The sequence below is a fragment of the Streptococcus sp. HMSC070B10 genome, from assembly GCF_001808665.1.
Lineage (GTDB): Bacteria > Bacillota > Bacilli > Lactobacillales > Streptococcaceae > Streptococcus.
Genome location: NZ_KV794217.1, coordinates 1 through 26075, shown reverse-complemented (window position 1 = coordinate 26075; position 26075 = coordinate 1). Strand labels below are relative to the sequence as shown.

Here is a 26075-nt window from a genome sequence, read left to right as displayed (position 1 = left end):
AGGGTCTTGTACAGGTGATTCCTGAGACAAAAGTTCCTCAATCCGCTGGTAGGAAACCTTCCCTCTCTGAGTAATATTAAAGAGGAAACCGATGGCCATAAGAGGCCAAACCAGCATATCCAAGTAGCTGATAAAGGTGACCAGATTACCAACCGTGATTTGCCCTTTCTGAACCATCAAGGAGCCGACCAAGAGGGTTAAAACATAGGATGAACCAACAAACAAGAGAACCATAGGGTCAAAGAGACTATCGTATTTCATGGTTTGGAGGTTCTTTTGGAAGGTCAATTCATTGACTGCCTGGAAAGACTTGAGCTCGTCCGCCTGATAACCGAAAGACTTGGTCACTTTAATACCTGATACAGACTCCTGTACCTTATTATTAAGTTCGGAAAAGGCAGCCTGTGATTCGCCAAAAGCCTTGTGGGTCTTTCTCCCTAGACGACTGGTCGCATAAGCCATGAAAGGTAAGGGTAAAATGGCAACTAGGGTCATTTGCCACGAAATGCTAAAGAGCATGGTCATCAAGGTCACTAAAGCCGTGATAGAGGCATCCACGGCAGACATAACACCACCCCCTGCCAGACGCGTTAGGGCATTGATATCATTGGTTGCGTGTGCCATCAAGTCCCCCGTCCGATAGGTCTGATAAAAGGCTGGCGACATTTTAGTAAAATGCTCAAACAAACGAGACCGCATAATCTGCCCTAGACGGTAGGAAGTTCCAAGGATATACATGCGCCAAACATAGCGCAGATAGTACATCCCAAAGGTTGCCAGAAGTAGATAAAATAGATTAAGAAGGAGGTCCTGCTGGGTTAATTGCCCCGATGTGATGGCATCAATGACCCTCCCCATAACCATTGGGGGAATGAGGTTGAGGACGGAAACCAAGACCAGAGCCACAATCCCGACTAAATAACGGCGTTTTTCTAACTTGAAAAACCACCAAAGTTTTTGAATAATGGACATAACATCCCTTTCTGATTGCAAATAGAAACCTGAGGCCAAGACCCCAGGTTTTTCTTATTCATAGGTTACGACTGTGACCGCACCCTTGTCATACTCAGCGATAAAGATATTGGCTACATTGTCATGTCCTTGTTTGCTGAGATTATCAAGCAGCCACTCTTCGCTACGGCCAATCGTTTCCAAGACATCGACTTGGATCACACCGTCAGTCACAACTGGATACTTAGGATTTTCATCTCCTATTTGGACCACGATGAGTTGGCCATTTTGCTCCTGCACAGCGCGTTTGACCTGTTTCATCTGGAAAATCCCTTGGCTACGAAGTTTGAGAGCAACTTCTGCTGCAGACAAACCAACTGAACGACAGGCTTCTGGGTCAATCTGCCCATTTTTGATAAGGAGAGTTGGTTTTCCATCAATCAAGCGTTTGACAAAACGAACATTGTTATTGAGCCACTTGAGGGTCAAGACCAAAATCGTCCACATCATCAAAATCACTGCATACTGCAGAATGCTGATTGAACTATTGTAAATCACCCCACCGATGATCCCACCAAGAACATAGTTCTGAATTTGGTCTGTAGCAGAGTTAGGTGCTAGATTCCCCTTTCCTGTCACATTAATAACAAAAACAAGAGAGAAAAGACCCAAGGCCAGTTTGATTAAAATTTCCATATAATTGAGTGTCATTTGTTTACCTCCACCAATTCAATAGCGTCTGTTTGATGCAATTCTAATTTCTCTAAAAGATACTTGTCTGGTTGGCTCCCGTTCATGGCACGATAGAAATTTGAACCTACCTTGATAAGTGCTCCATCAGTGGCTGCAGAAGTATTGACATAAACTTCTGATTTATCCACTCCCAAGTCTTTGGAAACAACCTCTATGAAATGAAGGGAAGTTTGAAATTGGTTGTTAGAGGCTTGATTGGTCTGGTATTTTGAGATTGTCACCAAAAGCATGGCCACCAAGGTCAAGGCCAAAATCATGACCAATTCCCGAAACTTAGTCCCCTTTTTATCTCGATAGGCTTTAAAAGCAAAAAATCCTGTGATAGCTAGGAGCACAATCCCAAAGCCAATCATCATTCCATTTTGCTGACTGATTTGGCTAAGTACATAGTCATATGAGTAAAATTTCATTTATTTTCACTCCCTTTCATAAAATCATTCTTAATTATAAACGAAAGAGAGTGATTTTTCAAGCCATACGTTGGGGAAATGGACCTTTTTTTGGTATAATAAAATCTATAATCTGAATGAAAAAGGTAACTTTATGAAACTCATCTCATGGAATATTGATTCCCTCAATGCTGCCCTAACTAGTGACTCAGCTCGTGCCAAATTGTCCCAAGAAGTACTACAAACCTTGATCGCTGAAAATGCTGATATCATCGCTATCCAAGAAACCAAGCTTTCTGCCAAGGGGCCTACAAAGAAACACTTGGAAATTTTAGCTGAACTCTTCCCAGACTACGAAAACACGTGGCGCTCTTCCCAAGAACCTGCCCGTAAAGGCTATGCTGGAACCATGTTCCTCTATAAGAAAGAACTTACACCAACTATCAGCTTCCCAGAAATCGGTGCCCCTTCTACCATGGACTTGGAAGGCCGTATCATCACTCTAGAATTTGATGAATTTTTCGTGACCCAAGTTTACACACCAAATGCTGGCGATGGACTCAAACGCTTGGAAGAACGCCAAATCTGGGATGCCAAATATGCGGAGTATTTGGCTCAACTAGACAAAGAAAAACCAGTCCTTGCGACCGGTGACTACAACGTAGCCCACAATGAAATTGACCTTGCGAATCCTGCTAGCAACCGCCGTTCACCAGGATTTACCGACGAGGAACGTGCTGGATTTACCAACCTTTTAGCAACTGGATTTACTGATACATTCCGTCATGTTCACGGCGATGTTCCAGAACGCTACACTTGGTGGGCACAGCGCAGCAAGACTTCTAAAATCAACAATACAGGCTGGAGAATCGACTACTGGCTCACAAGTAACCGTCTCGCAGACAAGGTCACTAAATCTGATATGATTGACTCAGGTGCTCGCCAAGACCACACACCCATTGTCTTGGAAATTGAACTCTAAGGAGAAAACGAATGGACTACCAAGCTGTCATTCCTGAGTTTGTAGTATCTGACATCGAAAAATCACGCCACTTCTACTGCAACCTGCTAGGATTCTCTGTCGAATACGAGCGTCCAGAGGAGAAATTTCTCTTCCTCTCGCTTGAAGACTGCCAACTTATGCTAGAAGAAGGCAGCGCAGAAGAATTAGCTCAGCTGACCTATCCTTTCGGGCGCGGTGTCAATATTTCCTTTGGCATCAAGGATGTCCCTCAGCTCCACCAAAAACTGCTGGAAGCTGACTATCCTACCCATCGTCCGCTGACCAAAAGAGAATTTCGAGTAGGAGATAGCTTTATTTACCCTCACGAATTTGCAGTTTTAGATCCAGATGGCTATTTTTTAAGATTTAGCGAATAGAAAAAATCTTTCAAATCAGAAAAAGGCATATTGTCAGGTGTTGAAGAATCTTGATAATATGTCTTTTACGATGGAAAATACTTCTAAATGTTAGCCTATAATTGAGAATTTGTCTATTTTTCTTCAATTTGTTCGTTTTTTATTCCAAAACACTGACAAAATATTTGATTTCTAAAGTTATTTAGTGTAAAATAAAAACATTGGCTCAAGCCTATTTTAAATTAAATATCATTTTACTTGTTTATGTCGTGAATTGGCGCGACGTTTCTACAAGGTGCCGGAACACCTAACAATAAGTAAGTCAGCAGTGAGGTATGGTCATTTTTGCCATGCCTATTTTGGGGACTTGCTTAGAGATTAAGTAAGTCCTTTTTCTATTTCTTGCTAGAAACTATAAACAAGCAAATGGATTGGCTTTTAGACTTTAGGAGGTCTTATGAAATTATTAGAAGAGCGCATCCTCAAGGATGGGCATATCTTGGGTGACAACATTCTCAAGGTAGATTCCTTTTTAACCCACCAAGTTGACTTTAGCTTGATGCGAGAGATTGGTAAGGTTTTTGCGGAAAAATTTGCTTCTGCTGGCATTACCAAAGTCGTAACCATTGAAGCGTCGGGTATTGCCCCAGCCGTTTTTACAGCTGAAGCCTTAAACGTTCCCATGATTTTCGCCAAAAAAGCTAAGAACATCACTATGAACGAAGGAATCTTAACTGCCGAAGTTTACTCCTTTACCAAGCAGGTAACAAGCACCGTTTCTATCGCTGGAAAATTCCTCTCACCAGAGGACAAGGTCTTGATTATCGACGATTTCCTTGCTAACGGCCAAGCTGCCAAAGGCTTGATTCAAATCATCGAACAAGCTGGTGCTACAGTCGAAGCTATCGGTATTGTGATTGAAAAATCCTTCCAAGATGGCCGTGATTTGCTTGAAAAAGCAGGCTACCCTGTTCTATCACTCGCTCGTTTGGATCGTTTTGAAAATGGTCAAGTCGTATTTAAGGAGGCAGATCTCTAATGCAAACTCAAGAAAAACATTCACAAGCAGCCGTTCTTGGCTTGCAGCACTTACTAGCTATGTACTCAGGATCCATCCTGGTTCCCATCATGATTGCGACAGCCCTTGGCTATTCGGCTGAGCAGTTAACCTACCTGATTTCTACAGATATCTTCATGTGTGGGGTGGCAACCTTCCTCCAACTTCAACTCAACAAATACTTTGGGATTGGACTCCCAGTCGTTCTTGGAGTTGCCTTTCAGTCGGTAGCCCCCTTGATTATGATTGGACAAAGCCATGGTAGTGGAGCTATGTTTGGTGCCCTTATCGCATCAGGGATTTACGTGGTTCTTGTTTCAGGCATCTTCTCAAAAGTGGCCAATCTCTTCCCATCTATCGTAACAGGTTCTGTAATTACCACGATTGGTTTAACCTTGATTCCTGTCGCTATTGGAAATATGGGAAATAACGTTCCAGAACCAACTGGTCAAAGTCTCTTGCTTGCCGCTATCACTGTTCTGATTATCCTCTTGATTAACATCTTTACCAAAGGATTTATCAAGTCTATCTCCATTTTGATTGGTCTAGTTGTTGGAACTGCCATTGCTGCTAGCATGGGTTTGGTGGACTTCTCTCCTGTTGCGGCAGCACCACTTGTCCATGTCCCAACTCCCCTCTACTTTGGGATGCCAACCTTTGAAATCTCATCTATTGTCATGATGTGTATCATCGCAACGGTGTCTATGGTTGAATCGACTGGTGTTTACCTAGCCTTGTCTGATATCACAAAAGACCCAATCGACAGCACACGCCTTCGCAACGGTTACCGCGCAGAAGGTTTGGCCGTACTTCTCGGAGGAATCTTTAACACCTTCCCTTACACAGGATTTTCACAAAACGTTGGTTTAGTTAAATTATCAGGTATCAAGACTCGCCTGCCAATCTACTACGCAGCTGGTTTCCTCGTTCTCCTTGGACTCCTTCCTAAGTTTGGTGCCCTTGCTCAAATCATTCCGAGCCCTGTCCTCGGTGGTGCCATGCTGGTGATGTTTGGTTTTGTATCGATTCAAGGAATGCAAATCCTCGCTCGTGTTGACTTTGCTAACAATGAACATAACTTACTTATCGCAGCTGTATCAATCGCTGCAGGTGTCGGACTCAACAACAGTAATCTCTTTGTCAGCATGCCGACAGCCTTCCAAATGTTCTTCTCAAACGGAATCGTCGTAGCCAGCCTACTCGCCATTGTCCTCAATGCCGTACTAAATCATAAAAAGAAATAAGAAAAAGAGGTGTGAACCTCTTTTTTGTTTATCACAAATTGATTATAAATACAATCAATCCCAATTCCCATCTAATATTTCTTTTATAAACTTCTTAGGCATCCAAAAGGAGTGTTTTGTAATCCTACGTCCATCTGGAAGTTCATCTGTATCAGATAATGAGCCTTTCCCAACAAATTTTCCTTTTTCAATTTCATAATAAGCATTGGTAGCATGTAATTTCGTAAATAGGATTCTATTTATCTTACTTTGAGGGAAATTAGTTGAAACTTTATTACCATTTTGAGTTAATTTAACTCCGTCAGAAATAATTTGTCTAGTTTCCTGCCACACTCTTTGGATTTCTTCTAATTGTCTATCCTGAAATCCCCAAAATTTGATAGAATCTAATACAAATAGCTTAGGTTCAATTTCCTTAAAAATAACGAAGAGGAATCGTTTATTATAAATTTCATTATAAACATGTGATGATTCCCAACTATCTGTTTCTGCTAATTCTTTAAAACAATAAGTTTTAAATGGAGAGTCTTCCTTAGGTAAATTATTCTTATCTACTCGAATAACTCTCAAATTCATGTTTGCTTTCTGAAATTCTTTAGTTTTATCTAAATCCCCTGTTAAGCCTAAAATTTTTCTAATCAGAGTACTATTCTTACCTTTTGCTTTGGGATTCACTTCAAATCTATCATATAACTCTTGTTCAGAGAAACCTTTGTAGGTGAGAATCTTCTCTGCAATAACCTCTGTAAATGATTTTTTCTCACCCCTAAAATTAGCCAGAACACTTTCTTGATCTGATTGGTTAAAGATTTTATGATTAATCAGATAGGTCATATAACTTGATTTTAATTCCCAAGCTCTTTGTTTTGCTAATTCATGACTAAATGGTTGCTGTCTTAAATCCTTTCCTTTACCTGCACCTTTTGTACAAGTTGATAAATAGTTTCCATCTGATTCTGATAATTCATGTGCCCTTCCATTTTTGATTTTATCTGTAATCTTCTGATAGTCTTCAAGGATGACTGCCATATCCTCCTCAAACCATTCATATAAAAATATTTTTTCAATGACATAGTCCTTCATTGTTCGATTAGGAATTAAGCCATTGTAAAACAATAACAAAATCTTTGCACATTTTTTCCATAAATGAGTGGAGTAAAAATCCTCTAAATTTTCCTCCATATAGTTTAGTATTGTTAATACAAGTCGTTCTTTTGCACTAAGTGTCCCATTTTTGTTTATCTTAAAAGGAGTAACTTTTAATTCTACACCTATTTTTTCAAAGTCAGCTTCCGAGTCACTATTTGGCTGATAACCATAGAAATATTTTTCAATATAATTTCCATACTGCCCTTTTGACTTCATACTAATTGCTTTATCTTGTACCTCAGAGACTACTCTATCATTATAATCGTCATATGATTTATAAAGCGAACGATTATACTCTTCCATAACATCGGAAAATTTTCTATTTAATAGTTTATGAGAATATTCAATAACACTATCGATATCTTCATCGTTATAGTTAAATAAGTTTTGATCCATTTTCTTCTCCTATCTTTTATATTATATCAAATTAAACTAAAGCAAACATTAATACTTGATCAATCATTGAAAATAGTATATAATGGATTAAACTGTAAAAAATGAAGGAGAAAAGATGAAAGTTCTCGAACTATTTGCTGGAGTTGGCGGTTTTCGAATAGGATTAGAAAATGCCGATAAGCAACTCTTTAAAACAAAATGGGCAAACCAATGGGAACCATCTCGTAAATCTCAAGACGCATTTGAGGTCTATGATTATCACTTCCCCAATAGCGAAAACATCAATATTAGTATCTCTGATATAACGGACGAACAATTTTCCAAAATGGATGCCGATATGATTGTCGGTGGTTTTCCTTGCCAAGATTACTCTGTTGCGCGTAGCAAGAAAAATGAGAAAGGTATTGAAGGAAAAAAAGGAGTTTTATTTTGGGAAATCATTAGAGCAACGGAAATCATTAGACCCAAATACTTAATTCTGGAAAATGTGGATAGGCTTTTAAAAGCGCCCTCAAAACAGAGAGGACGTGATTTTGCAATCATGCTCACAGCTTTTAATAATCTTGGATATTCTGTAGAGTGGAGAGTTATTAATGCTGCTGAGTATGGAAGAAGCCAACGAAGACGTCGTGTATTCTTTTTCGTATATCGAAATGATACCGTCTTTGCCCAAAAAATTGACAATCTTTACGAAAAAAATGAAGAAATCTTTGAAGATAATAGGTATGATGACTATATTTTCAATCAAGGTTTATTTGCTAAACAATTTCCTATTAAACCTATAGCAGTTAAAAATCGTCATGTGTTTTATGAGTTACCAAATGATATAGTTGAAGTTTCAGATACTTTTACTGGTACTGTTTGGAATACAGGAATTATGAGACATGGAAAATACTATTCTATTGATACAGAACCTAATTACAATGGTAATCCTATCACTCTAGGAGAAATTCTTCAAGATGAGTCTGAAGTCCCTGAAAAATATTTTTTAACTGATCAGTCAAAATTAGAAAAATTTCAATATCTTAGAGGACCTAAGAAAATTGAACGAACATCCTCTGACGGACATCAATACATCTATTCAGAAGGAGGAATGTCACCTTATGATGATTTAAACCTTCCTGGACGAACAATGCTTACATCCGAAGGAACGGTTAATCGTTCTACACATTTATTATTTATAAATAATAAATATAGATTAATTACCCCCATTGAAGCTGAACGACTTCAGGATTTCCCAGATGATTGGACAGCTAAAAAGAAATTATCTGATGGTTCTATTGTAGAGGTATCTGATAAAATGAGAATGTTTTTTATGGGAAATGCTTTAGTTACTGAAATTGTAAAAGAAATTGGAGTCTATATTAAAAAATGGGAGGAAAAACATGAGAGCTAGTAAAGAGGAATGGTTAAATATATTTGATATGCTCTCTGATTCTGTCAGTCAATCTAATAAATGTTTAAATGAATACCTCGAAGAGTTTATATCTATTAATACTACTAAAGAAATCACGGGGAAACAAAATAGAATTAAATCAAATGTTAGCTTTGTGGAAAAACTAGTCAGAAACGACTATTTAAATAAGTGGGATTATATCACAGGGGAGGATGAGATAAATAAAAAAACTCTTAGTAGAAACTTACCAGATTTTATTGGCTATAGAATAAATACATTATTTTTCAATAAAGAAGAGCAATTAGCTGAAAATTTGATTGAATTTTTAAACCAAAAGTCAAATATTGAAATTCCAGCCGATCAATTAAGCCCACATAATCAACAAGCAAATGGTCACCCAATAATGAAGTTCCAGGGACTTATTCAATCTTCAGATAATCCAGAACTAAAATTTGGATTTGAAATACAAATTAAATCGTCTATTCATAATTTATGGGGTGAAGTTGAACATGGTTCAATTTATAAACCAAACAATTTTGATTTCCGAATTGAACAAAAAAAGAAAAATGTTGAGGAAATCTGGAACACTCTAACTAGTTGTGATAGACAACTATACCTATTAAAAAAAGAAATATACAAAAAAGACGATTTATTAAAACAATTACTCACGATTTATTTCAAACAGGCAAACTTGGTAGAAGATTTAAATTCTCATTATTTTTATTCAATCTTCTTCAATGTATTCATACGTAAAAATATTATTGTTATGGAAGAATTACTAATTCAGTTGATGAGTAACCAAACAATTGAAATAAAAAGTAATTATACCTATACAAATCTACAAACTAGTAACGTTTATGAAGATTTGAATGAAATATTGTCAGTTATACTTCACAAAGATGAGATAGAATCAATTAAAAAAATTTTTGATTTTTGTTTTAATAACATCACAGATACTAATTTCTTAGATCTCTTAATTTTTTCTATTATAGAAAATTCTGGTTTAAATTTGGAAGAGGAAACAGAAGACGAAGGTTTTGATGTTGATGATGAAGAGGAAGAAAATAATACAGATTATAAACCTTTACTATTAACATTTTTAGAAACAAATGGATTTAAAACAAAAAGGATAAATTAAATGAAAGAAAATAACATTAATCAAGTTCACTCAGAATTTTCTGGGATTGAATCTAAAAATATGACTATTGAAGACTTGATTAGAGTAACGACAGTAGATGTTTTTGACTCTAGAACATTTAAAGGCTATCAACGCGAAATAAATAACAAACATGTTTATAAAATAGAAAAATACATTACTGATGAGTTTGCAAACAGGAACTTTCTTTTCCCAAGTCCTATCATTTGTTCTTTACGTGAAGATGAAACAAACACTTTGTATATTGTTGATGGCCAACATAGAGTTCAAGCATTTAAAAATATTAGAGAGAAAAACAGAGATTTATATAATGAAATTAAGGATTATGAACTTAATATTATTACTTTAATAAAGCCGACTATAAAGCTAGAAGTTGAGACCTTTATAACTATAAATAAAACCTCAAAAAAAGTAGATACTTCTTTGGCGCTAATAGCTAAAACACTTTACTCCGATTTCGAAGAGAGAGAAATTTCAGCTAGAAAACAATATATTTTAGTAGAGATTGCTCGAAAATTAGATAGTTCGAAAGATTCGTATTTTTATAATAATATTGCTTGGGAGGGGACTCCAAGAGCTACGGGAAAATTAATTTCTCTTAACTCATTTGTCAGGGCCTATATGCCAATTGTTAATTATTTAAAAAATAAAAATCTTATTGATTTAAGTAACCTTTCAGAATTAGATAGATGCATAGATTTTTGCTTTGAAATTATAAATATCATTTGGTCCTCTTTCGAAAATAAATGGCCACAGCTATTTCAAAAAGAAGGAGACAATAATATTATTCAGGGAACTATCGGGTCTAGTGCAATTATTAAATTTATATATAATTATTTACAAGAAAAATCTATTGAAGTTGATGATAAACAGAGTTTGTTAACAGAAATCAAAATTGCAATCAAAAAAATAAATTCTTCATTTGAATACTGGCTTCCAAATGGCTTATACTCAAGTTATTCTTCTGGAGCTGGACATACTATTATTTCCAAAATTTTGATGGATAGTCTTGATAGTTAAAGTGATTAATTTTTGAGTCACGAATTTATAGCTCAATATAACAATAGTTTTAATTTATACATTTTTTAAATGAAAGTAACAAAAAACTGAACAGAAACTCAATTTTAGGAAAAATGAAGTGAATTTTCCCACAATAAAAGGCATAATATCAAGGTTCTCAACACCTGATATTATGCCTTTTTCTAATTTTAAAAACTTTCTGTTCAGCCTCTTTTTTAGTTATCTATATTCGTACCTGTCTTTCTTCTGACCGCTGACCTGTGACAAACATGGTAAAGGTTGCTTTGCAGACGTTTCTGCCTTCTTGATTGGTGATATCGACATCCACCACACAGGTTGTGCGACCTTGATGGACACATTCTCCTTTAATGGTCAGCACATCGTCGAGTTTTCCTGCTTTGAGGTAGTTGATAGAAGATTGGAGTGTCACTCCATCAAGTCCCAGAGATATGACCACCAAACCACTAATCTGGTCACAGAGAGTAAAGAGATAGCCACCATGGGCATTGCCATAGTAGTTGAGCGACGAATCCACTACTTTTGTCGTCACCACAACGTGGCCATCTCTCATTTGTTCAATTTCGTAATTTTCAAAAGCAGATATAGCGTCAAAATGAAAATCTTTCATCGTTTCCTCCTGATATTTCAAACGACACTATGATACTACTTTTTATAGGACTGTGCAAGGAGAAAGCTCCTAGTCTAGTAAAATTCCGACCTGTTCCACAAAGCGCATAAAGGCTGCCTGTCCTTGTTCCGTCTGCTTGTAGACTCCTGCATCCTCAAGTACACGCGCAAAGATAGTACCCACAGAGTCCTTGACGATTTCAAGGGCTTTTTCTTTATCTGTTAGGTCTGGATGTTGGACTTTGAGTTGGTCTGCCCATTTCTGATGATAATCAGCAACTGTATCACCATCTCCCACGAGATATCTAGCGACTTGCTCCACTTCTGTTTTCAGACGTGGTGGTAAGATAGCCAAGCCCATGACCTCAATCAAGCCGATATTTTCCTTCTTGATATGTTGGACATCCTTATGGGGATGATAGATACCATCAGGATGCTCTGGCGATGTCTGATTGTCCCGCAAGACCAAGTCCAACTCAAACTGACCATCGCGTTTGCGGGCAATGGGTGTAATGGTATGGTGTGGTGTTCCATTACTTTCTGCCAAGACTTGCACCCTTGGATCTGAATACTGGCGCCATTCCTGTAAAATCTTGTCAGCCAAGTTGATCAAATCCTCTTTAGAATCCGAGGTCAAACGTAGCACTGACATAGGCCACTTGACAATCCCAGACTTGACCTTCTCAAAACCAGCAAATCGGAAGGTCTTTTGCAAGGGAGCCAATTCCATAGGAAATACGTGACGGCCTCCCTGATAGTGATCATGAGTTAGAATAGAGCCCCCCCACAATAGGCAAGTCGGCATTAGAGCCTGCAAAATATCCTGGAAACTGCTCTACAATAGCCAGTAGACGCTCAAAACTCTGACGGCTAATGGCCATAGGACGATGCTGGCCATCTAAGAAAATACAGTGCTCATTAAAGTAAGCATAGGGCGAGTACTGGAACCCCCACTCCTGACCAGCCATTTCAAAACGGATAATACGGTGGTTGCTGCGAGCTGGGTGGTTTACCCGACCATGGTAGCCCTCATTCTCTAGACAAAGTTGACACTGAGGATAATTGCTAGTTTGCACCAACTTGGCTGCTGCAATCTCTTTCGGATCTTTTTCAGGCTTAGAGAGATTGATGGTAATTTCAAGTTCACCGTAGTCAGACGGTACACGATAAGCAATATTTTTAGCAATAGCCTTGAGTTTGATGTAGTCATTTTTCTGACTGAGTTGGTAAAAATCCGCTATCGCTTGCTCAGGAGAGTGGGCATAGGTTGACCAGAAGTTACGATTGACCTGACTTGGACAAGGGGTCACCAAGTCCATCAGTTCAGCACCGAGGATTTCACGCGCAGTCTGACTATCCTCAATCGTCTCTAATCGAACGGCTTCCTCAACCAGCTGGTCCTTGAGGTCAATCAATTTATCCAGGTCGGTCTCAACTTCCAAAACACCGTCTCCCACTCGTGCCAAGACACGATTGGTCAGGTAGATTCGATCCATTTCCTCAAAGGTACTTTCTGCAATGACATGTGTTACAAATTTATCTACTAAGGTCACCATAAAGCCTCCTTTTGACTAGTCAAGGACGCGAGTGCCACCTGCAACTTCAGCGATATAGAAGCTTGGAACGTATCCAACGACTTCCTCGTAGTGTTTGCCTACAGCTTCCTTAAAGGCATCGACAGCATCTTTTTGCACCAAAGCAATGGCACATCCGCCAAAACCTGCCCCTGTCATACGAGCACCGAGAACGCCTTCTTGTGCCCAAGCTGTGTAAACAAGGGTATCCAATTCCAAGCCAGTTACTTCATAGTCATGTTCTAGAGAAACGTGAGAAGCATTCATCAAACGACCAAATGTTTCCAAATCTCCTGCTTGAAGGGCTGCTTGAGCTTTGAGGGTACGTTGGTTTTCAAGCACAGCATGGCGAGCACGTTTCAAACGATTTTCATCTTTGATTAGGTAGCTGTATTGGTCAAAGGCCCACTCATCCAATTCACCCAAGGTCTGAATATCTAAAGCAACTTGCAATTCTTCCACTGCTTTTTCACACTCAGCACGACGTTCATTGTACTTAGAGTCAGCCAATTCACGGCGTTTATTGGTGTTCATGATGACAACAACATTGTCCTTCAAATCAAGTGGCACCAAATCATACTCTAAGGTATTGGTATCAAGGTAAATAGCACGTTGGTCTGCACCCATACCAATAGCAAATTGGTCCATAATGCCAGAGTTGACTCCGATAAAGTTATTTTCTGTTTGTTTGCCAATTTTAACCAAATCGAGACGCTCTAATTTTAAATCAAAGAGATGCTCTGCCACGACCCCTGTTAAGAGTTCAAGGGATGCTGAAGAAGACAAACCAGCACCATTTGGGATATTCCCATAAACATAAAAATCAAAACCTTTGTCAATCACATGTCCAGCTTCTTGCAAGAAATGAAGAACTCCTTTTGGATAATTGGTCCAGTTATGCTCTTTTTCAAACTTGAGGTCAGCGAGAGGCACTTCGATAATGCCCTTGTCCTCAAAGTTAGCTGAGTAGAAACGCAAGACTTGGTCATCACGTTTGCGAGCAGCCCCATAAGTTCCTAAGGAAATGGCTGCTGGAAATACATGTCCACCATTATAGTCTGTGTGTTCACCAATCAAGTTGATACGACCTGGTGAAAAGAAAGTTTGGTCTGCTTCTTGACCAAAAACAGTAAGAAAGTCTTTGCGAAGAGTTTCAGCAGTAAGATGTTGTGTCATATGAATTCTCCTTTGACTGTCCGTTAAGTCAACTTAACGTGTAATCGTTTTCTTCTATTGTATCTAAGGGATTTCCCACGGTCAATCCTTTTTACTAAACTTTTACTAAATTATCAGTAAAAAGCAGAAAAATATGATATACTAACTTTAAAGAAGGAGGATTTATGGCTACCTTAAAAGACATTGCACAGCTAGCCTCTGTCTCTATCGCGACCGTATCCCGTGTCCTAAACCGCGACCAGAGCCTATCTGTTACAGAAGAAACCAGACACCGTATTTTAACCGTTGCTGAAGAGCTGGGGTACACTAAGCACCTCAAGACAGGCGAGTCCCATAAACCCAAGCAAAAGATTGCCATTATTCAATGGGTCAGCGAACAAGGGGAGCTGGACGACCTCTACTACTACCAGATTCGCCTAGGCATAGAAAAAAGAGCCCAAGAACTGGACTATGATATCTTACGCTATTTTAATGACCATCCTTTTACCCTGAGCGAGGAAGTGATTGGGATTCTCTGTATCGGTAAATTTAGCCGAGCACAGATTTCTGCCTTTGAAGAATACCAAAAGCCTCTTGTCTTTCTAGACAGTGATACTCTTTCACTAGGACATACCTGCATTATCACGGACTTTTACACTGCCATGAAACAGGTTGTCGATTATTTTCTCAGCCAAGGGATAGACCGCATCGGGATTCTAACAGGCCTTGAAGAAACAACTGACCAAGAAGAAATCATTCAGGACAAGCGTCTTGAAAACTTCAGAAACTACAGTCAAACAAAAGGAATCTATCATGATGAACTGGTCTTTCAAGGAAGCTTTACTGCCCAGTCTGGCTATGACTTAATGAAAGAGGCCATTCAGAACTTGGGAGACCAACTCCCGCCAGCATTTTTCGCAGCCAGCGATAGTTTAGCTATCGGTGCCCTCCGTGCCCTCCAAGAAGCTGGAATCAGCCTGCCAGACCGTGTCAGCCTCATTTCCTTTAACGACACTAGTCTGACCAAACAGGTTTATCCTCCCCTCTCCAGCATCACCGTCTATACCGAAGAAATGGGCCGAGCAGGTATGGATATTCTTAACAAGGAAGTGCTCCACGGTCGCAAAATCCCTAGCCTAACCATGTTGGGAACCAGACTGACATTGAGAGAGAGTACTCTGCCATAACTCCACAAATTAAACATGACAAAAAATCCTAATAGAGAGTCTCAAATCTCCATTAGGATTCTCTTTTTTAGTCCATCACAATCATAGACTTAATGGTCTTACGTTCATCCATGTCTTTATAAGCCTGGTCGATATCTTCCAGTTTATAACTTGAAGTAAAGACGCGACCTGGATTGATATCACCATCCAGAACAGCTTTTAGTAAAAATTGCTTATCATATGTTGTAGCAGAAGCTGCCCCACCTGCTACAGAGATATTTTGCATAAATGTCGAACCAAGAGCACGATTATTATAGTGCGGTACACCAACAAAGCCCATGCGCCCTCCATTATGAAGAACGCCTAGCGCCTGTTCTACAGCAGCCTCCGTACCAACACATTCAAGTGCTGCGTCCGCTCCGCCACCGAGAATTTCACGCACCTTGGCAATACCTTCTTGACCTCGCTCAGCTACAACCGCTGTCGCACCTGACTCCATGGCCATCTTTTGACGGTCTTCATGACGACTCATAAGGATAATTTGCGATGCTCCACGCATCTTCGCCGCGATGACAGCACATTGACCAACAGCCCCATCACCGATAACAACAACCTTGTCCCCTTTTTGAACATTTGCAACTCGCGCCGCATGATAGCCTGTCGGCATGACATCAGCAAGAGTCAAGAGGGACTTTAGCATACCTTCTGTGTAGTCAGAAGGTTGTCCAGGGATTTTAACCAGCGCCCAGTTTGCATAGTGGAATCGGATATATTCCGCCTGAAAATCGCCCCCCAAGTTATTACCAATATGATTGTCGCAAGAACCGTCAAATCCAGCAAGACAGGCATCACACTCACCACATCCATGTGTAAAAGGGACGATGACAAAGTCACCTGGTCTCACCGTCGTAATGGCTTCCCCAGTTTCTTCGACAATCCCAATCGCTTCGTGTCCACTATTTTTGTGTCCAGCTTTCGTTTCTGGATTACGGTACCTCCACAGATCCGATCCGCAAACGCACGCGCGAACTACACGAATAATCACATCATCTGCGTCTATAATTTGCGGGCGTTCAATTGTAGCAAGTCCAACCTGACCCGCCTTTGTATATACTGCTGATTTCATTTAAAATTTCCCTTCCTTATAAAGTTTAATTTTGATATTTAAGCGATTTAAAGCCGTCTGTAACTGAGACAAGCGCTCCTCTAATTTTTGCTTTTCCTCTTCTAAAATACCAAGCCTCTCCTCTCTCGTTTCATCCCCCTTTTGGTAGAGCGACATATAGTCAACTAAACTGTCTACAGAGACACCTGCCGAACGGAAACACTTAATAAATTCCAACGCTTCTATATCCTGATCTTGAAAATCACGAATCCCAGTAGCGGTACGAGTAATCGGTGGCACAAGACCAACCCGTTCATAGTACCGAATCGTATCCGCTGAAATTCCCAACAAATCACTAGCAGATTTAATATTCATAGGCCAATCTCCTCTCATTTCATTCACTGAGTTTAAATTACTCTAACTCACTTATCTTATTATATAACTTTGAGTTGACTCCAAGTCAAGCATTTTGCACCTAATCGAAAATCTTTTATCATTAGCAATCATATATATGGAGTTTATACAATGCTCTTCTATTACCAATCTTTTAAAATATTTAATACTCTTCGAAAATCAAATTCAAACCACGTCAGCGTCGCCTTACCGTACTCAAGTACAACCTGCGGCTAGCTTCCTAGTTTGCTCTTTGATTTTCATTGAGTATAAATAATAAAGAAATTACTCTATTCCAAATACGATAGTACCCAATCATTTTTCACTTTTTCTAATGACGATGCCCATGATTCGGCTCCAAGTCACACACCTTTCGCTTATGCGCTTGGTGAGTTTCTAGGTCAACATCCACTTCAATGGTAATATTTTGGAAACCACAATCTTTGAGAAAAATTCGAATAGATTCTTTACAAGCTTCCATATTTCCCATTTCTTTCATACAAACATGGACAATGGCATTTTTTTCCAAACCATCCATAGTCCAGAGATTAAGCTGATTAAGGCTAGCTACATTGTCCAATCGCTCCAGGCCACTCTTTACTTGCTTGATATTAATACCTTCCGGCACAGCATCCAAAAAAATCTTGACTGTAGACCAAAAACGTGGAAGGGCTTTTGAAAGAATAAAGAAAGAAATGACAAGGGACAAAAGCGGATCTAGGATATACCAATCCGTAAATCGAAGAACAATGGCCATTAGGATGACAGCCACCCACCCTAGGGTATCTTCCAGAAAATGCAGACTCAGAATAGACTCATTCTTTGTCTTTCCCTTACCAACCACTAGACTCGCTAAAACATTAATAGTAATCGCAATCATTCCTAACCAGAGAATCCCCTCATCATTGACTGGTTGCGGATGCAAAATCTTCGTGACATTTTCCAAAATGACTAGAACAGACCCTGTCATGAGTATTATCGCTGTTACCAAGGCTCCTAGCAGACTAAAACGCTTATAACCCAAGGTGTACTGATTGTCTTCTTCACGATTGGAGATGGTTTCTAGAAAAGCTGATATTCCAATTGCAATCGCATCTCCCAAGTCATGCACAGAGTCAGCAAGAACAGCGTTCGAACCAAATACTCCACCTGCAATAAACTCGACAATAGCATAAGTCAAATTTAAGAAAAAAGCCACCCAAACAGCATATTTTGCCTTCATATTTCTCATTCCTTTGTTATAATAGATTCATGAACATCTTGTTCATTATCATTATCCACTAAAACTCAAAGAAAGGATAGAAGCAAAAGGTCAGCTTTATTCAGTTCTGAACAATTTGCCTCAAGTGTCCATATGACTAAGATTGATCGCCGTATCAGTAAAACAAAAAAAGCCATCTATCAAGCCTTTCTACAACTTTTGAATGCTAAGGGCTACGAGGCCACTACTGTTCAGGATATCATTGATTTCGCAGATGTGGGACGCTCTACATTTTACTGTCACTATGAGAGTAAGGAGCTACTTCTGGATGAGCTCTGTCGCTACCTCTTCCATCATCTCTTTGAAAGAGAGCAAGCCATTTCAACCGAAGATTACCTCACCCACCTCTTTCTACATTTTCAGAAAAACCAAGACCATATCACTAGTTTGCTATTCTCCAAAAATGACTACTTCCTCCGTCAACTCCAGAGAGAGTTGGAGCACCACGTCTATCCCATGCTGGCTGATGACTTGAAAAAAGCTCACCCCAGTCTGCCTGATTCTTATCTCCAACACTTAGTTGTAACCAACTTTATCGAGACATTGATCTGGTGGCTCAAAAAAGGGCAAGATCTCACAGAACAAGAAGTGGTCCAGTTTTATCTAGACCTTCTTATTTATAAAAAATGAATACAGAGTAGAGCTCAGTTGTCTTATACCCCGGCTACTGAGTTTTTACTTTTTCAACAACAAAAGAGGACCCACAGATCCTCTTTTTCATCATCTGAAATCCTTGATTATCAACTCTTTCTGTTTTAATCGAAATCTCAAAACAGCATTTTCAAACATCTTTTCCTAGTTAGGTAAGTCAGTATTCTACTTAGCAACCTTGCTCCATTGATACCAACCAACTAGACTATTAATGAGATAAATTAGATATTTCCCTTGAATTTGCAGGCTTTCTCCCCACCAAAGATAGATTGAAAAGACATTGGTGGCCACCCAGAATATCCACTGTTCACGGTAAACAGCTGTCATGAGGATTTGCCCAACCCCATTGGTCGCATCAGTGATAGAATCCCGATAGGGACGATTAGCACCAATAGACTGATAAATGAAGCCAAAGGCCAACCACCAAAGAACACTAATGGAAATATACTTTGTCCAGCCCTTGCCGTCCAGTTTACGTGCAACAAACTCCTGCTTTTCCTTCTTAAACTGTGCTTGGTAAATCCACACTAGAAGTCCAATCGGTTGCATAACTGTGAAGTAAAGGGTCGTGAGCACCTCACCATAAAATCCTTTCTGTAGGGCCAAAATAAGGTAAATAACAGAGTTAATCAAGCCAAAAAGATAATTACTTGCTCGACCTTCCGATACAAAGATAACACAGATAATCCCAGTCAGGCTACAAATCATCCCAATCCAGTCAACAATACGGTGTTCATAAATCAACTCCAGCCAGAGAGGAAAACTTCCTAAAACCAGCAAATAAAGCCACTGGGCGAAACTACGATGGGCAAAAAGGTCATCCCAGATAGCCTTCATAGTTCCTGAAAATCCTAAATCAGACATCGCCGTAACCATACGACGGTAACCACCTGACATTTCACCTAGAGTTGTTTTGATATTTTTAATTTTCTTTTGCAAATAAGTATGCATCATTTCTCCTTTTGTTTTTAAAGAGCCGTGTCTGGATAGACTTTCGGACGCAACGCTCTATTAGATAATGAACTGTCTATACACAAGATTTTTAACCTTAGTCGACATGAGCTAAAAATCCTTATTTGTTAAGTAGTTCACAAAGCATTATACACCTATTTTATGAATAGTCAAGTGTCTTTACAGTGAAATTTGAAAAATCCTGAAAATTTTCTCTTATTTTCCATTTAAAAATGAAAATCATTAATTATGACACTCAAAAAGCCCAGACGAAATTGTCTGAGCATTCTTCTGTAAAGTAGTTTAAGGAAGTTGAGTTTAGCTTTTCAAGCTATTTCTTCAACAAACCTTGTTCTTGTAGAAACTCCTTGGCTACTTGTTCTGCTGACTTGCCTTCAACACCGACTTGGTAGTTGAGCTGACTCATCTGGCTTTCAGTAATTTTACCAGCCAATTTATTGAGAACTTTCTCCAACTCAGGATGTTTCTTGAGAAGAGCTTCTTTCATGAGTGGCGCTCCTTGATAAGGTGGGAAGAGTTGCTTGTCATCTTCCAAGACCTGCAAATCATAACGCGCCAACTCTGCATCAGTCGAATAGGCATCCGTGATTTGAATATCACCTGACTGAATTGCCTGATAGCGAAGGGCTGGCTCCATGGTCGCTACATTGAGATTGAGACCATACATTGATTGCAAGCCCTTATTGCCATCTTCACGGTCATTAAATTCGAGTGTAAAGCCTGCCTTCAACTGTCCTTCCACTTTTTTCAAGTCCGAAATAGTCTTCAAGCCATATTCTTGAGCAATCTTTTTCGGAACAGCTACAGCATAGGTATTTTGATAAGACATAGGTTTGAGATAGGCTAGATGATCCTGTTTGGCAATACCATCACGCGCCACATCATAAACCTGCTCTGGCTCATGACTCACTTTCGGTGATGGTTGAAGCAAACTTTCAGTCACCGTACCCGTAAATTCAGGATAGATGTCAATATCGCCTTTTTTCAGAGCTTCATAGAGAAAGCTTGTTTTCCCAAAATTCGGTTTAACAGTTGCAGTCATACTGGTATTTTCTTCAATCAGCAACTTATACATATTGGCCAAAATTTCTGGTTCTGGACCCAATTTCCCAGCAATCACCAAATTTTCTTTCTCTTTTTGAGCCAAGAGGGCTGGACTATAAGACAGACCGAGTAATATTGTCACCAAGGCAAAACCAGAGAAAATCGTCCGCAATTTTGCTTTTTCCATCACTTTTAATAGTAAGTTAAAGGCAATAGCCAGCACTGCAGAAGAAAGGGCCCCAATCAAAATCAGACTGGCATTATTACGGTCAATTCCCAAAAGGATAAAGGAACCTAGTCCCCCTGCACCAATCAAGGCCGCCAAGGTTGCCGTACCGATAATCAAGACGGCCGCCGTGCGAATCCCAGACATAATGACAGGCATGGCAAGTGGAATTTCAAACTTCTTGAGGCGCTCCCATCTAGTCATCCCAAAGGCAATCCCAGCCTCTTGCAGACTTGGATCAATTCCCTTCAACCCAGTGATGGTATTTTGTAAGATCGGGAAAATCGCATAAATCACTAGCGCTGTTAAAGCCGGCAAGGTTCCAATTCCCATCAAGGGGATAAAGAGCCCCAACAAGGCCAGAGACGGGATAGTCTGGAAAATCCCTGCAATCTGCAAGACCCAGTCGGCCAACTTCTCATGATAGCGGAGATAAACAGCCAAGGGAATCGCGATAAAAATAGCCAACAACAAGGTCAAAAGTGACAACTGCAAATGTTGAGATAGAGCTGTCAACCAATCACTAAAACGATCCTGAAAAGTTGCAATTAAATTAGTCATGAACACTACCTCCAAACAAGTCTGCTACAAAGTCTGTTGCAGGAGCTTTTAAAATCGTCTCGGGATTCGCCACCTGACGAATCTCTCCATCCTGCAAAACAGCAATACGGTCCGCCAATTTCAGAGCTTCATCCGTATCATGGGTAACAAAAATCGTTGTCATCCCAAACTCTTTATGCAATTCTTTCGTCAAAACCTGCAACTGTTTTCTCGAAATTGCATCCAAGGCCGAAAAAGGTTCATCCATGAGAAGAATCTTAGGCTGACCAATCATAGCACGGACAATACCAACCCGCTGTTGCTCCCCACCAGATAATTCACTAGGCAAACGATGCCCATACTCAGCCACTGGTAAGCCAACCTTAGCCAAAAGCTCTTCTGTTTTCTTCGCAATTTCTTCCTTAGTCCATCCCTTCATTTCAGGAATCAGTGCAATATTTTCCGCGACCGTTAGATTGGGAAACAGAGCAATGGCCTGTAAAACATAACCAGTAGAAAGACGAAGCTCCCGCTCGTCATAGTCTTTGATACGCTTGCCATCCATATAAATATTTCCATCAGTAGGTTCCAAGAGACGGTTAATTATCTTAATCATGGTTGTCTTACCGGACCCAGATGGCCCAACTAAAACCATAAACTCGCCATTCTCAATCTGTAAATTGACGTCTCTCAAGACATCTTTTTCTGTGTAGCGTAGCGCCACATTTTTGTATTCAATCATTCTGTATCCTCAATTTAAAACTTCCCTCGATTGGTCAAGTCTTCTACCTTAGGCATGACTTCCTTATTGTCCCAATGCTCCACAATTTTCCCGTTTTCTAGACGGAAGATATCATACTGGGCATAGGCAACTCCACCAATCTGAGTCTGACCATAGCTAACCACATAGTTTCCTTGTCCTAAGAGTTTGAAAACAAAGTCAAAAGTGGTCTTTACTTATAAACAGCTAATTTGCTCCATTTTAAACCTCATTTTCCTCCTCTTTCAGATTAGCCAAAATTCTTTCTTGAAAGGCTTCAAACTGACGAATTTCTTCCTCTGAAAATCCTTTGTAAAAGATCGTATCCAATTTCTGACTGACACGATGCCCCACTTCTTTCTGAGACTGCCCCAACTCTGTTAAAACCAAATACTTCTTACGCTTATCTTCCCCACATGGACTAATAGTTACAAGATTTTGTTCCTCTAGCTTTTTAATCATAGTCGTCAGTGTATTATTCGCAAGCCCAGTCGCAAGCGCAATATCTGTCGCAGTTGCGCAACCAGTTTTACTATTCCATAAAACCGCTAAAATCTTCCCCTGTTCACTCCGATAAAGAGCTTCAGGATCCCGACTAAGTAACTTTTGAAAAATCCGCCCATTCAACAAACGAATATGAAGGGCTACCAAATGACTATCTTTCATGACACCTCCAATTTATTTCTATATCGAAATGAATAAAGTAATTGTAACACTCGTCGTTCCATCTGTCAACTATTTCGATTTAGAAATAATTTTTCCCAGTAAAAAAATCTCCTACTCAAGGTAGAAGATTTCAATCTTATAAACTTAATCCGTCATGTCCGATACCAAAGTTCGACGTTCCAATGGAATGCTGCACATAACTAGCAAGAAAATGAAACCTGACTGAATCCAGAAGAGGGCCAGGTCAAAGATTCCGTGCACAGCAACCACTGTAAGGAAAGATAGATAAAGACCAATAATCGGACGTTTCCCCGACTCCTGACTCATATCCATCATCAAACGAACAGGAGCAACAGAAGACAAAACTAATAAAATAGTTCCCACAATTCCGTAACTCAGAATCGTATCGATATATAGACTGTGAGCATGTTCATGATAAGGAGCATTTATCCGAGGATAAGAGTGCATGTAGGTCAATGGCCCCTCACCCCAAAAAGGATTTTGCTTAAACAAGGCCATCCCAGCATCCCAGATAGAAATGCGTTCTTCCATAGAAGAATCTAAAGTCCCCATCCGAACTCCCAAATCACTAGAAAAGAGGAAACTCAAGCCAATCGCAAAGACCCCAATACTAAGCCAAAAGGCCTTCCAGTTTTTAATTGTGGTAAAGAGGTAAATGATGGCTCCTGCAATAATAGCTGGAAAAGCCGTACGATTTTGGGTAAAATTCAAACCAAATAGATTAGCAAAGCCTGCTACCACACAAAAAAACCTTAACCATGTTAACTTAGTCGTAGTAAATAGGTAAAAGGCAATCATAATGCAAAAACAACAAATAATACCATAATAATTAGGATTAAAGAAGGTAACTTCTGCTCGATTCTGATGCCAAACCTGCATATTGGGTGAAAGAAAAGCATAGTTGAATTTCTTCACAATTTGAAAATGTTCTAAACTCGCAAAAGCAGCTGACAATACGCTACCAAATAAGACGAGCTGCAAAATCAAGCGAAAGAATTTATGTGATAAAATCGACTGATAGTGCAAAAAGAAAACAGTAAATAGAAAAATTCCTACTGAAGCCACAAGACCCATCCAATTTTGTGCAAAAACGGATATAACAGTACTATAACCAAGAAAAAGAAGCAGCATCGGATGCTCCCCCATTTTCTGAAGAATACTTTTCATGTCCCCTGTAAAAATTAAACTGATAATATATAAACAGAATACAACTACAAAAAGATAAAAGGGTAAAAAGATACTCAGGATAATTCCCAATAAAATTAGCTCTTTACTAGACAACCCTTTCAGCTTTTCAATAAAGCCTATTGATTTCAAAACGAATCCTTTCTCTCCAAATCAGTTGATTCAGATAATAGTAAGCTATTCTTTATTGTACCACTTTTTTAGCAATTTGAAAACAAAGGAAACGTTTACTAGGTAAAAAAGGGAGCAAAAATACTGATATTTCAAAACTCAAACTTAATGACTAGATTTACTATAAGAAAATCATACCGTAAAGACTAGGTATATGTTAAAATAGTAGTAATATAATAAGGTTTTGACCAATTATCCAAACTATATTTAAATCATTTACAATTCCTAAAGAAAGGAAACACTATGAAATCTTACCAAGCCGTCTACCAAATTCTAGCTAAAGAAATCGACTATGTCAGCGGAGAAAAAATCGCAGAAGAACTATCACTAAGCCGAACATCAATTTGGAAAGCCATCAAGCGTCTAGAACAAGAAGGCATTGAAATTGATAGTATCAAAAACAAAGGCTATAAACTGGTGAACGGAGACCTTATTCTTCCAGAACTTCTAGAACAAAATCTTCCAATTAAAATCAGTTTTAAACCCGAAACAAGATCAACACAACTCGATGCAAAAGAAGTAATTGATTTAGGAAATGAAGCAAACACCCTCTATCTAGCTTCCTATCAAACAGCAGGCCGAGGTCGATTTGAACGTTCTTTCTACTCACCACAAGGTGGCATTTATATGACACTCCATCTCAAACCAAATCTCCCTTACGACAAATTACCATCCTACACACTACTTGTAGCAGGAGCTGTCTACAAAGCCATTAAGAACCTAACTTTAATTGATGTCGACATAAAATGGGTCAATGATCTCTACCTAAACAATCATAAAATTGGAGGAATCCTCACTGAGGCAATGACATCTGTAGAAACTGGCTTAGTCACAGATATCATTATTGGAGTAGGAATCAACTTTGCTATCAAAGACTTCCCTCAAGAATTAAAAGAAAAAGCTGCTAGTTTATTCAAAGCTCCAGCACCTATAACCAGAAATGAATTAATCATAGAGACCTGGCGTGCTTTCTTCGAAACACCAGCAGAAGAGTTATTATACCTCTATAAAAAACAGTCATTCGTTCTAGGAAAAGAAGTTACTTTCACACTAGATCAAAAAGACTACAAGGGACTTGCTAAAGATATCTCAGAAAATGGCAAACTTTTAGTTCAATGTGATAACGGAAAAGAAATCTGGCTCAATAGCGGAGAAATTTCACTCAAGAGTTGGAAGTAATAATAAACTAGCACAACCATAAAATCGACAATATAAAAAGATTTTAGCTTTTCTGCAGCCCACTACAGTTGACAAAGAGCCCAAAAAAACTTCAGATAAGTAATCCAATTAAGTTTTACAAATCTGAAGTTTTTATTCTACTATACTTAAAAATACAAAAAAAGAGTTATAAACTCTCAATAAAACGGAGAATAAGGGATTCGAACCCTTGCGCCAGTTACCCGACCTAACGATTTAGCAAACCGTCCTCTTCAGCCTCTTGAGTAATTCTCCTATTAATGGGCACGAGTGGACTCGAACCACCGACCTCACGCTTATCAGGCGTGCGCTCTAACCACCTGAGCTACGCGCCCAAGTTAAAAAACTTGGTAATTGAACAAAGTTCAAAGCGGGTGACGAGAATCGAACTCGCGACAACAGCTTGGAAGGCTGTAGTTTTACCACTAAACTACACCCGCATAAATACTATAAATAAAAATGGCGCGAGACGGAATCGAACCGCCGACACA

24 protein-coding genes, 3 tRNA genes, 2 pseudogenes and 1 riboswitch are annotated in these 26075 nt (G+C 39.2%); of the genes and pseudogenes, 10 read left to right on the top strand and 19 right to left on the bottom strand.

Translation table 11 applies throughout. The features are described from left to right. From HMPREF2613_RS10380 to HMPREF2613_RS10370, 3 genes are all read right to left on the bottom strand, one after another. Positions 1–972, bottom strand: a 972-nt coding sequence (locus tag HMPREF2613_RS10380; protein WP_261674016.1) for an ABC transporter transmembrane domain-containing protein, incomplete at its 3' end; no start/stop codon positions are given. A gap of 54 nt (positions 973–1026) precedes the next feature. Next, positions 1027–1662 carry a DUF421 domain-containing protein gene (locus HMPREF2613_RS10375; protein WP_000174453.1) on the bottom strand — a complete coding sequence of 212 codons (636 nt, stop codon included), beginning with the start codon at positions 1660–1662 and terminating at the stop codon, positions 1027–1029. Beyond that, positions 1659–2114 (bottom strand): DUF3290 family protein, encoded by a 456-nt coding sequence (locus HMPREF2613_RS10370; protein ID WP_000675343.1) that lies wholly within the window; start codon positions 2112–2114, stop codon positions 1659–1661. The genes HMPREF2613_RS10375 and HMPREF2613_RS10370 overlap by 4 nt, the downstream gene beginning before the upstream one ends. 133 nt (positions 2115–2247) lie before the next feature. On the opposite strand from HMPREF2613_RS10370, the gene HMPREF2613_RS10365 reads away from it, so the two are divergent. From HMPREF2613_RS10365 to HMPREF2613_RS10350, 4 genes are all read left to right on the top strand, one after another. Next, complete coding sequence (locus HMPREF2613_RS10365) at positions 2248–3075, top strand: exodeoxyribonuclease III (RefSeq protein ID WP_070480392.1); 828 nt, start codon at positions 2248–2250, stop codon at positions 3073–3075. Positions 3076–3086: 11 nt separating this feature from the next. Then, on the top strand, positions 3087–3473 hold the full coding sequence (locus HMPREF2613_RS10360) for a bleomycin resistance protein (protein ID WP_070480299.1): 387 nt from the start codon (positions 3087–3089) through the stop codon (positions 3471–3473). A 217-nt stretch (positions 3474–3690) separates the two neighbouring features. Then, a riboswitch (purine riboswitch) is annotated at positions 3691–3786 on the top strand. Between the two features lie 123 nt (positions 3787–3909). After that, positions 3910–4491 (top strand): xanthine phosphoribosyltransferase, encoded by a 582-nt coding sequence (locus HMPREF2613_RS10355; protein WP_000770415.1) that lies wholly within the window; start codon positions 3910–3912, stop codon positions 4489–4491. Then, positions 4491–5753: a nucleobase:cation symporter-2 family protein gene (locus tag HMPREF2613_RS10350; protein ID WP_070480297.1), complete on the top strand. Its 1263-nt coding sequence runs from the start codon at positions 4491–4493 to the stop codon at positions 5751–5753. Before HMPREF2613_RS10355 ends, HMPREF2613_RS10350 begins: the two co-directional genes overlap by 1 nt. A gap of 54 nt (positions 5754–5807) precedes the next feature. On the opposite strand, the gene HMPREF2613_RS10345 is transcribed toward HMPREF2613_RS10350, so the two are convergent. After that, positions 5808–7298: a Sau3AI family type II restriction endonuclease gene (locus HMPREF2613_RS10345; RefSeq protein ID WP_070480295.1), complete on the bottom strand. Its 1491-nt coding sequence runs from the start codon at positions 7296–7298 to the stop codon at positions 5808–5810. A 115-nt stretch (positions 7299–7413) separates the two neighbouring features. Here HMPREF2613_RS10345 and HMPREF2613_RS10340 point away from each other — a divergent pair, with 115 nt between their 5' ends. From HMPREF2613_RS10340 to HMPREF2613_RS10330, 3 genes are read left to right on the top strand one after another with little or no spacing between them, the layout of a single operon-like run. After that, positions 7414–8694, top strand: a complete 1281-nt coding sequence (locus tag HMPREF2613_RS10340; protein WP_070480292.1) for a DNA cytosine methyltransferase — start codon at positions 7414–7416, stop codon at positions 8692–8694. Further along, positions 8684–9832 carry a hypothetical protein gene (locus HMPREF2613_RS10335; RefSeq protein WP_070480290.1) on the top strand — a complete coding sequence of 383 codons (1149 nt, stop codon included), beginning with the start codon at positions 8684–8686 and terminating at the stop codon, positions 9830–9832. The genes HMPREF2613_RS10340 and HMPREF2613_RS10335 overlap by 11 nt, the downstream gene beginning before the upstream one ends. Then, positions 9833–10870 (top strand): DGQHR domain-containing protein, encoded by a 1038-nt coding sequence (locus HMPREF2613_RS10330; protein ID WP_083279276.1) that lies wholly within the window; start codon positions 9833–9835, stop codon positions 10868–10870. It abuts the gene before it with no gap. Positions 10871–11093: 223 nt separating this feature from the next. On the opposite strand, the gene HMPREF2613_RS10325 is transcribed toward HMPREF2613_RS10330, so the two are convergent. The 3 genes and pseudogenes from HMPREF2613_RS10325 to HMPREF2613_RS10315 all read right to left on the bottom strand — a co-directional run bounded on the left by HMPREF2613_RS10325 (position 11094) and on the right by HMPREF2613_RS10315 (position 14247). Further along, entirely contained in the window at positions 11094–11498 is a 405-nt protein-coding gene (locus HMPREF2613_RS10325; RefSeq protein WP_000651224.1) for a PaaI family thioesterase, read from the bottom strand. A 69-nt stretch (positions 11499–11567) separates the two neighbouring features. Continuing rightward, a pseudogene (locus HMPREF2613_RS10320) lies at positions 11568–13050 on the bottom strand (UDP-glucose--hexose-1-phosphate uridylyltransferase). A gap of 18 nt (positions 13051–13068) precedes the next feature. After that, entirely contained in the window at positions 13069–14247 is a 1179-nt protein-coding gene (locus HMPREF2613_RS10315; RefSeq protein WP_070480289.1) for a galactokinase, read from the bottom strand. A 164-nt stretch (positions 14248–14411) separates the two neighbouring features. Between HMPREF2613_RS10315 and galR the strand changes: the two genes are divergently transcribed. Further along, positions 14412–15413, top strand: coding sequence for a DNA-binding transcriptional regulator GalR (gene galR, locus HMPREF2613_RS10310; RefSeq protein WP_070480286.1), 1002 nt, complete (start codon positions 14412–14414; stop codon positions 15411–15413). 67 nt (positions 15414–15480) lie between these two features. Here galR and HMPREF2613_RS10305 read toward each other — a convergent pair whose 3' ends face one another. From HMPREF2613_RS10305 to HMPREF2613_RS10295, 3 genes are all read right to left on the bottom strand, one after another. Next, a complete protein-coding gene (locus tag HMPREF2613_RS10305; protein WP_070480284.1) occupies positions 15481–16518 on the bottom strand; it encodes a zinc-binding dehydrogenase in 1038 nt (345 codons plus the stop codon). Continuing rightward, positions 16519–16872 carry a stress response transcriptional regulator NmlR gene (nmlR, locus tag HMPREF2613_RS10300; RefSeq protein ID WP_070480282.1) on the bottom strand — a complete coding sequence of 118 codons (354 nt, stop codon included), beginning with the start codon at positions 16870–16872 and terminating at the stop codon, positions 16519–16521. A gap of 349 nt (positions 16873–17221) precedes the next feature. Then, a complete protein-coding gene (locus tag HMPREF2613_RS10295) occupies positions 17222–18112 on the bottom strand; it encodes a cation diffusion facilitator family transporter (RefSeq protein WP_070480280.1) in 891 nt (296 codons plus the stop codon). 132 nt (positions 18113–18244) lie between these two features. Here HMPREF2613_RS10295 and HMPREF2613_RS10290 point away from each other — a divergent pair, with 132 nt between their 5' ends. Further along, positions 18245–18781 (top strand): TetR/AcrR family transcriptional regulator, encoded by a 537-nt coding sequence (locus HMPREF2613_RS10290; protein WP_070480278.1) that lies wholly within the window; start codon positions 18245–18247, stop codon positions 18779–18781. 186 nt (positions 18782–18967) lie between these two features. Here the strand turns inward: HMPREF2613_RS10290 and pnuC are convergent, their stop codons facing one another. The 6 genes and pseudogenes from pnuC to HMPREF2613_RS10265 all read right to left on the bottom strand — a co-directional run bounded on the left by pnuC (position 18968) and on the right by HMPREF2613_RS10265 (position 24348). Continuing rightward, positions 18968–19753, bottom strand: coding sequence for a nicotinamide riboside transporter PnuC (gene pnuC / locus HMPREF2613_RS10285; protein ID WP_070480276.1), 786 nt, complete (start codon positions 19751–19753; stop codon positions 18968–18970). A gap of 331 nt (positions 19754–20084) precedes the next feature. Then, complete coding sequence (locus HMPREF2613_RS10280) at positions 20085–21605, bottom strand: ABC transporter permease/substrate-binding protein (RefSeq protein WP_070480274.1); 1521 nt, start codon at positions 21603–21605, stop codon at positions 20085–20087. After that, the gene (locus HMPREF2613_RS10275; RefSeq protein WP_070480272.1) at positions 21598–22326 is read right to left on the bottom strand and encodes an ATP-binding cassette domain-containing protein; all 729 of its coding nucleotides are present in this window, start codon (positions 22324–22326) and stop codon (positions 21598–21600) included. Before HMPREF2613_RS10275 ends, HMPREF2613_RS10280 begins: the two co-directional genes overlap by 8 nt. A gap of 14 nt (positions 22327–22340) precedes the next feature. Continuing rightward, positions 22341–22532: pseudogene (locus HMPREF2613_RS11185) on the bottom strand (polyketide cyclase); the annotation flags it as partial. A 34-nt stretch (positions 22533–22566) separates the two neighbouring features. Continuing rightward, a complete protein-coding gene (locus HMPREF2613_RS10270) occupies positions 22567–23010 on the bottom strand; it encodes a MarR family winged helix-turn-helix transcriptional regulator (protein ID WP_070480270.1) in 444 nt (147 codons plus the stop codon). Positions 23011–23154: 144 nt separating this feature from the next. After that, the gene (locus tag HMPREF2613_RS10265) at positions 23155–24348 is read right to left on the bottom strand and encodes an O-antigen ligase family protein (RefSeq protein ID WP_070480268.1); all 1194 of its coding nucleotides are present in this window, start codon (positions 24346–24348) and stop codon (positions 23155–23157) included. Positions 24349–24630: 282 nt separating this feature from the next. Here HMPREF2613_RS10265 and birA point away from each other — a divergent pair, with 282 nt between their 5' ends. Beyond that, positions 24631–25566: a bifunctional biotin--[acetyl-CoA-carboxylase] ligase/biotin operon repressor BirA gene (birA, locus tag HMPREF2613_RS10260; RefSeq protein WP_070480266.1), complete on the top strand. Its 936-nt coding sequence runs from the start codon at positions 24631–24633 to the stop codon at positions 25564–25566. A gap of 185 nt (positions 25567–25751) precedes the next feature. Here birA and HMPREF2613_RS10255 read toward each other — a convergent pair. The 3 genes from HMPREF2613_RS10255 to HMPREF2613_RS10245 form a co-directional block, all read right to left on the bottom strand. Beyond that, positions 25752–25839: transfer RNA gene (locus HMPREF2613_RS10255), tRNA-Ser, on the bottom strand. A 6-nt stretch (positions 25840–25845) separates the two neighbouring features. After that, a tRNA-Ile gene (locus HMPREF2613_RS10250) sits at positions 25846–25919 on the bottom strand. Positions 25920–25953: 34 nt separating this feature from the next. After that, positions 25954–26024, bottom strand: a tRNA-Gly gene (locus HMPREF2613_RS10245). Positions 26025–26075: the final 51 nt, after the last annotated feature.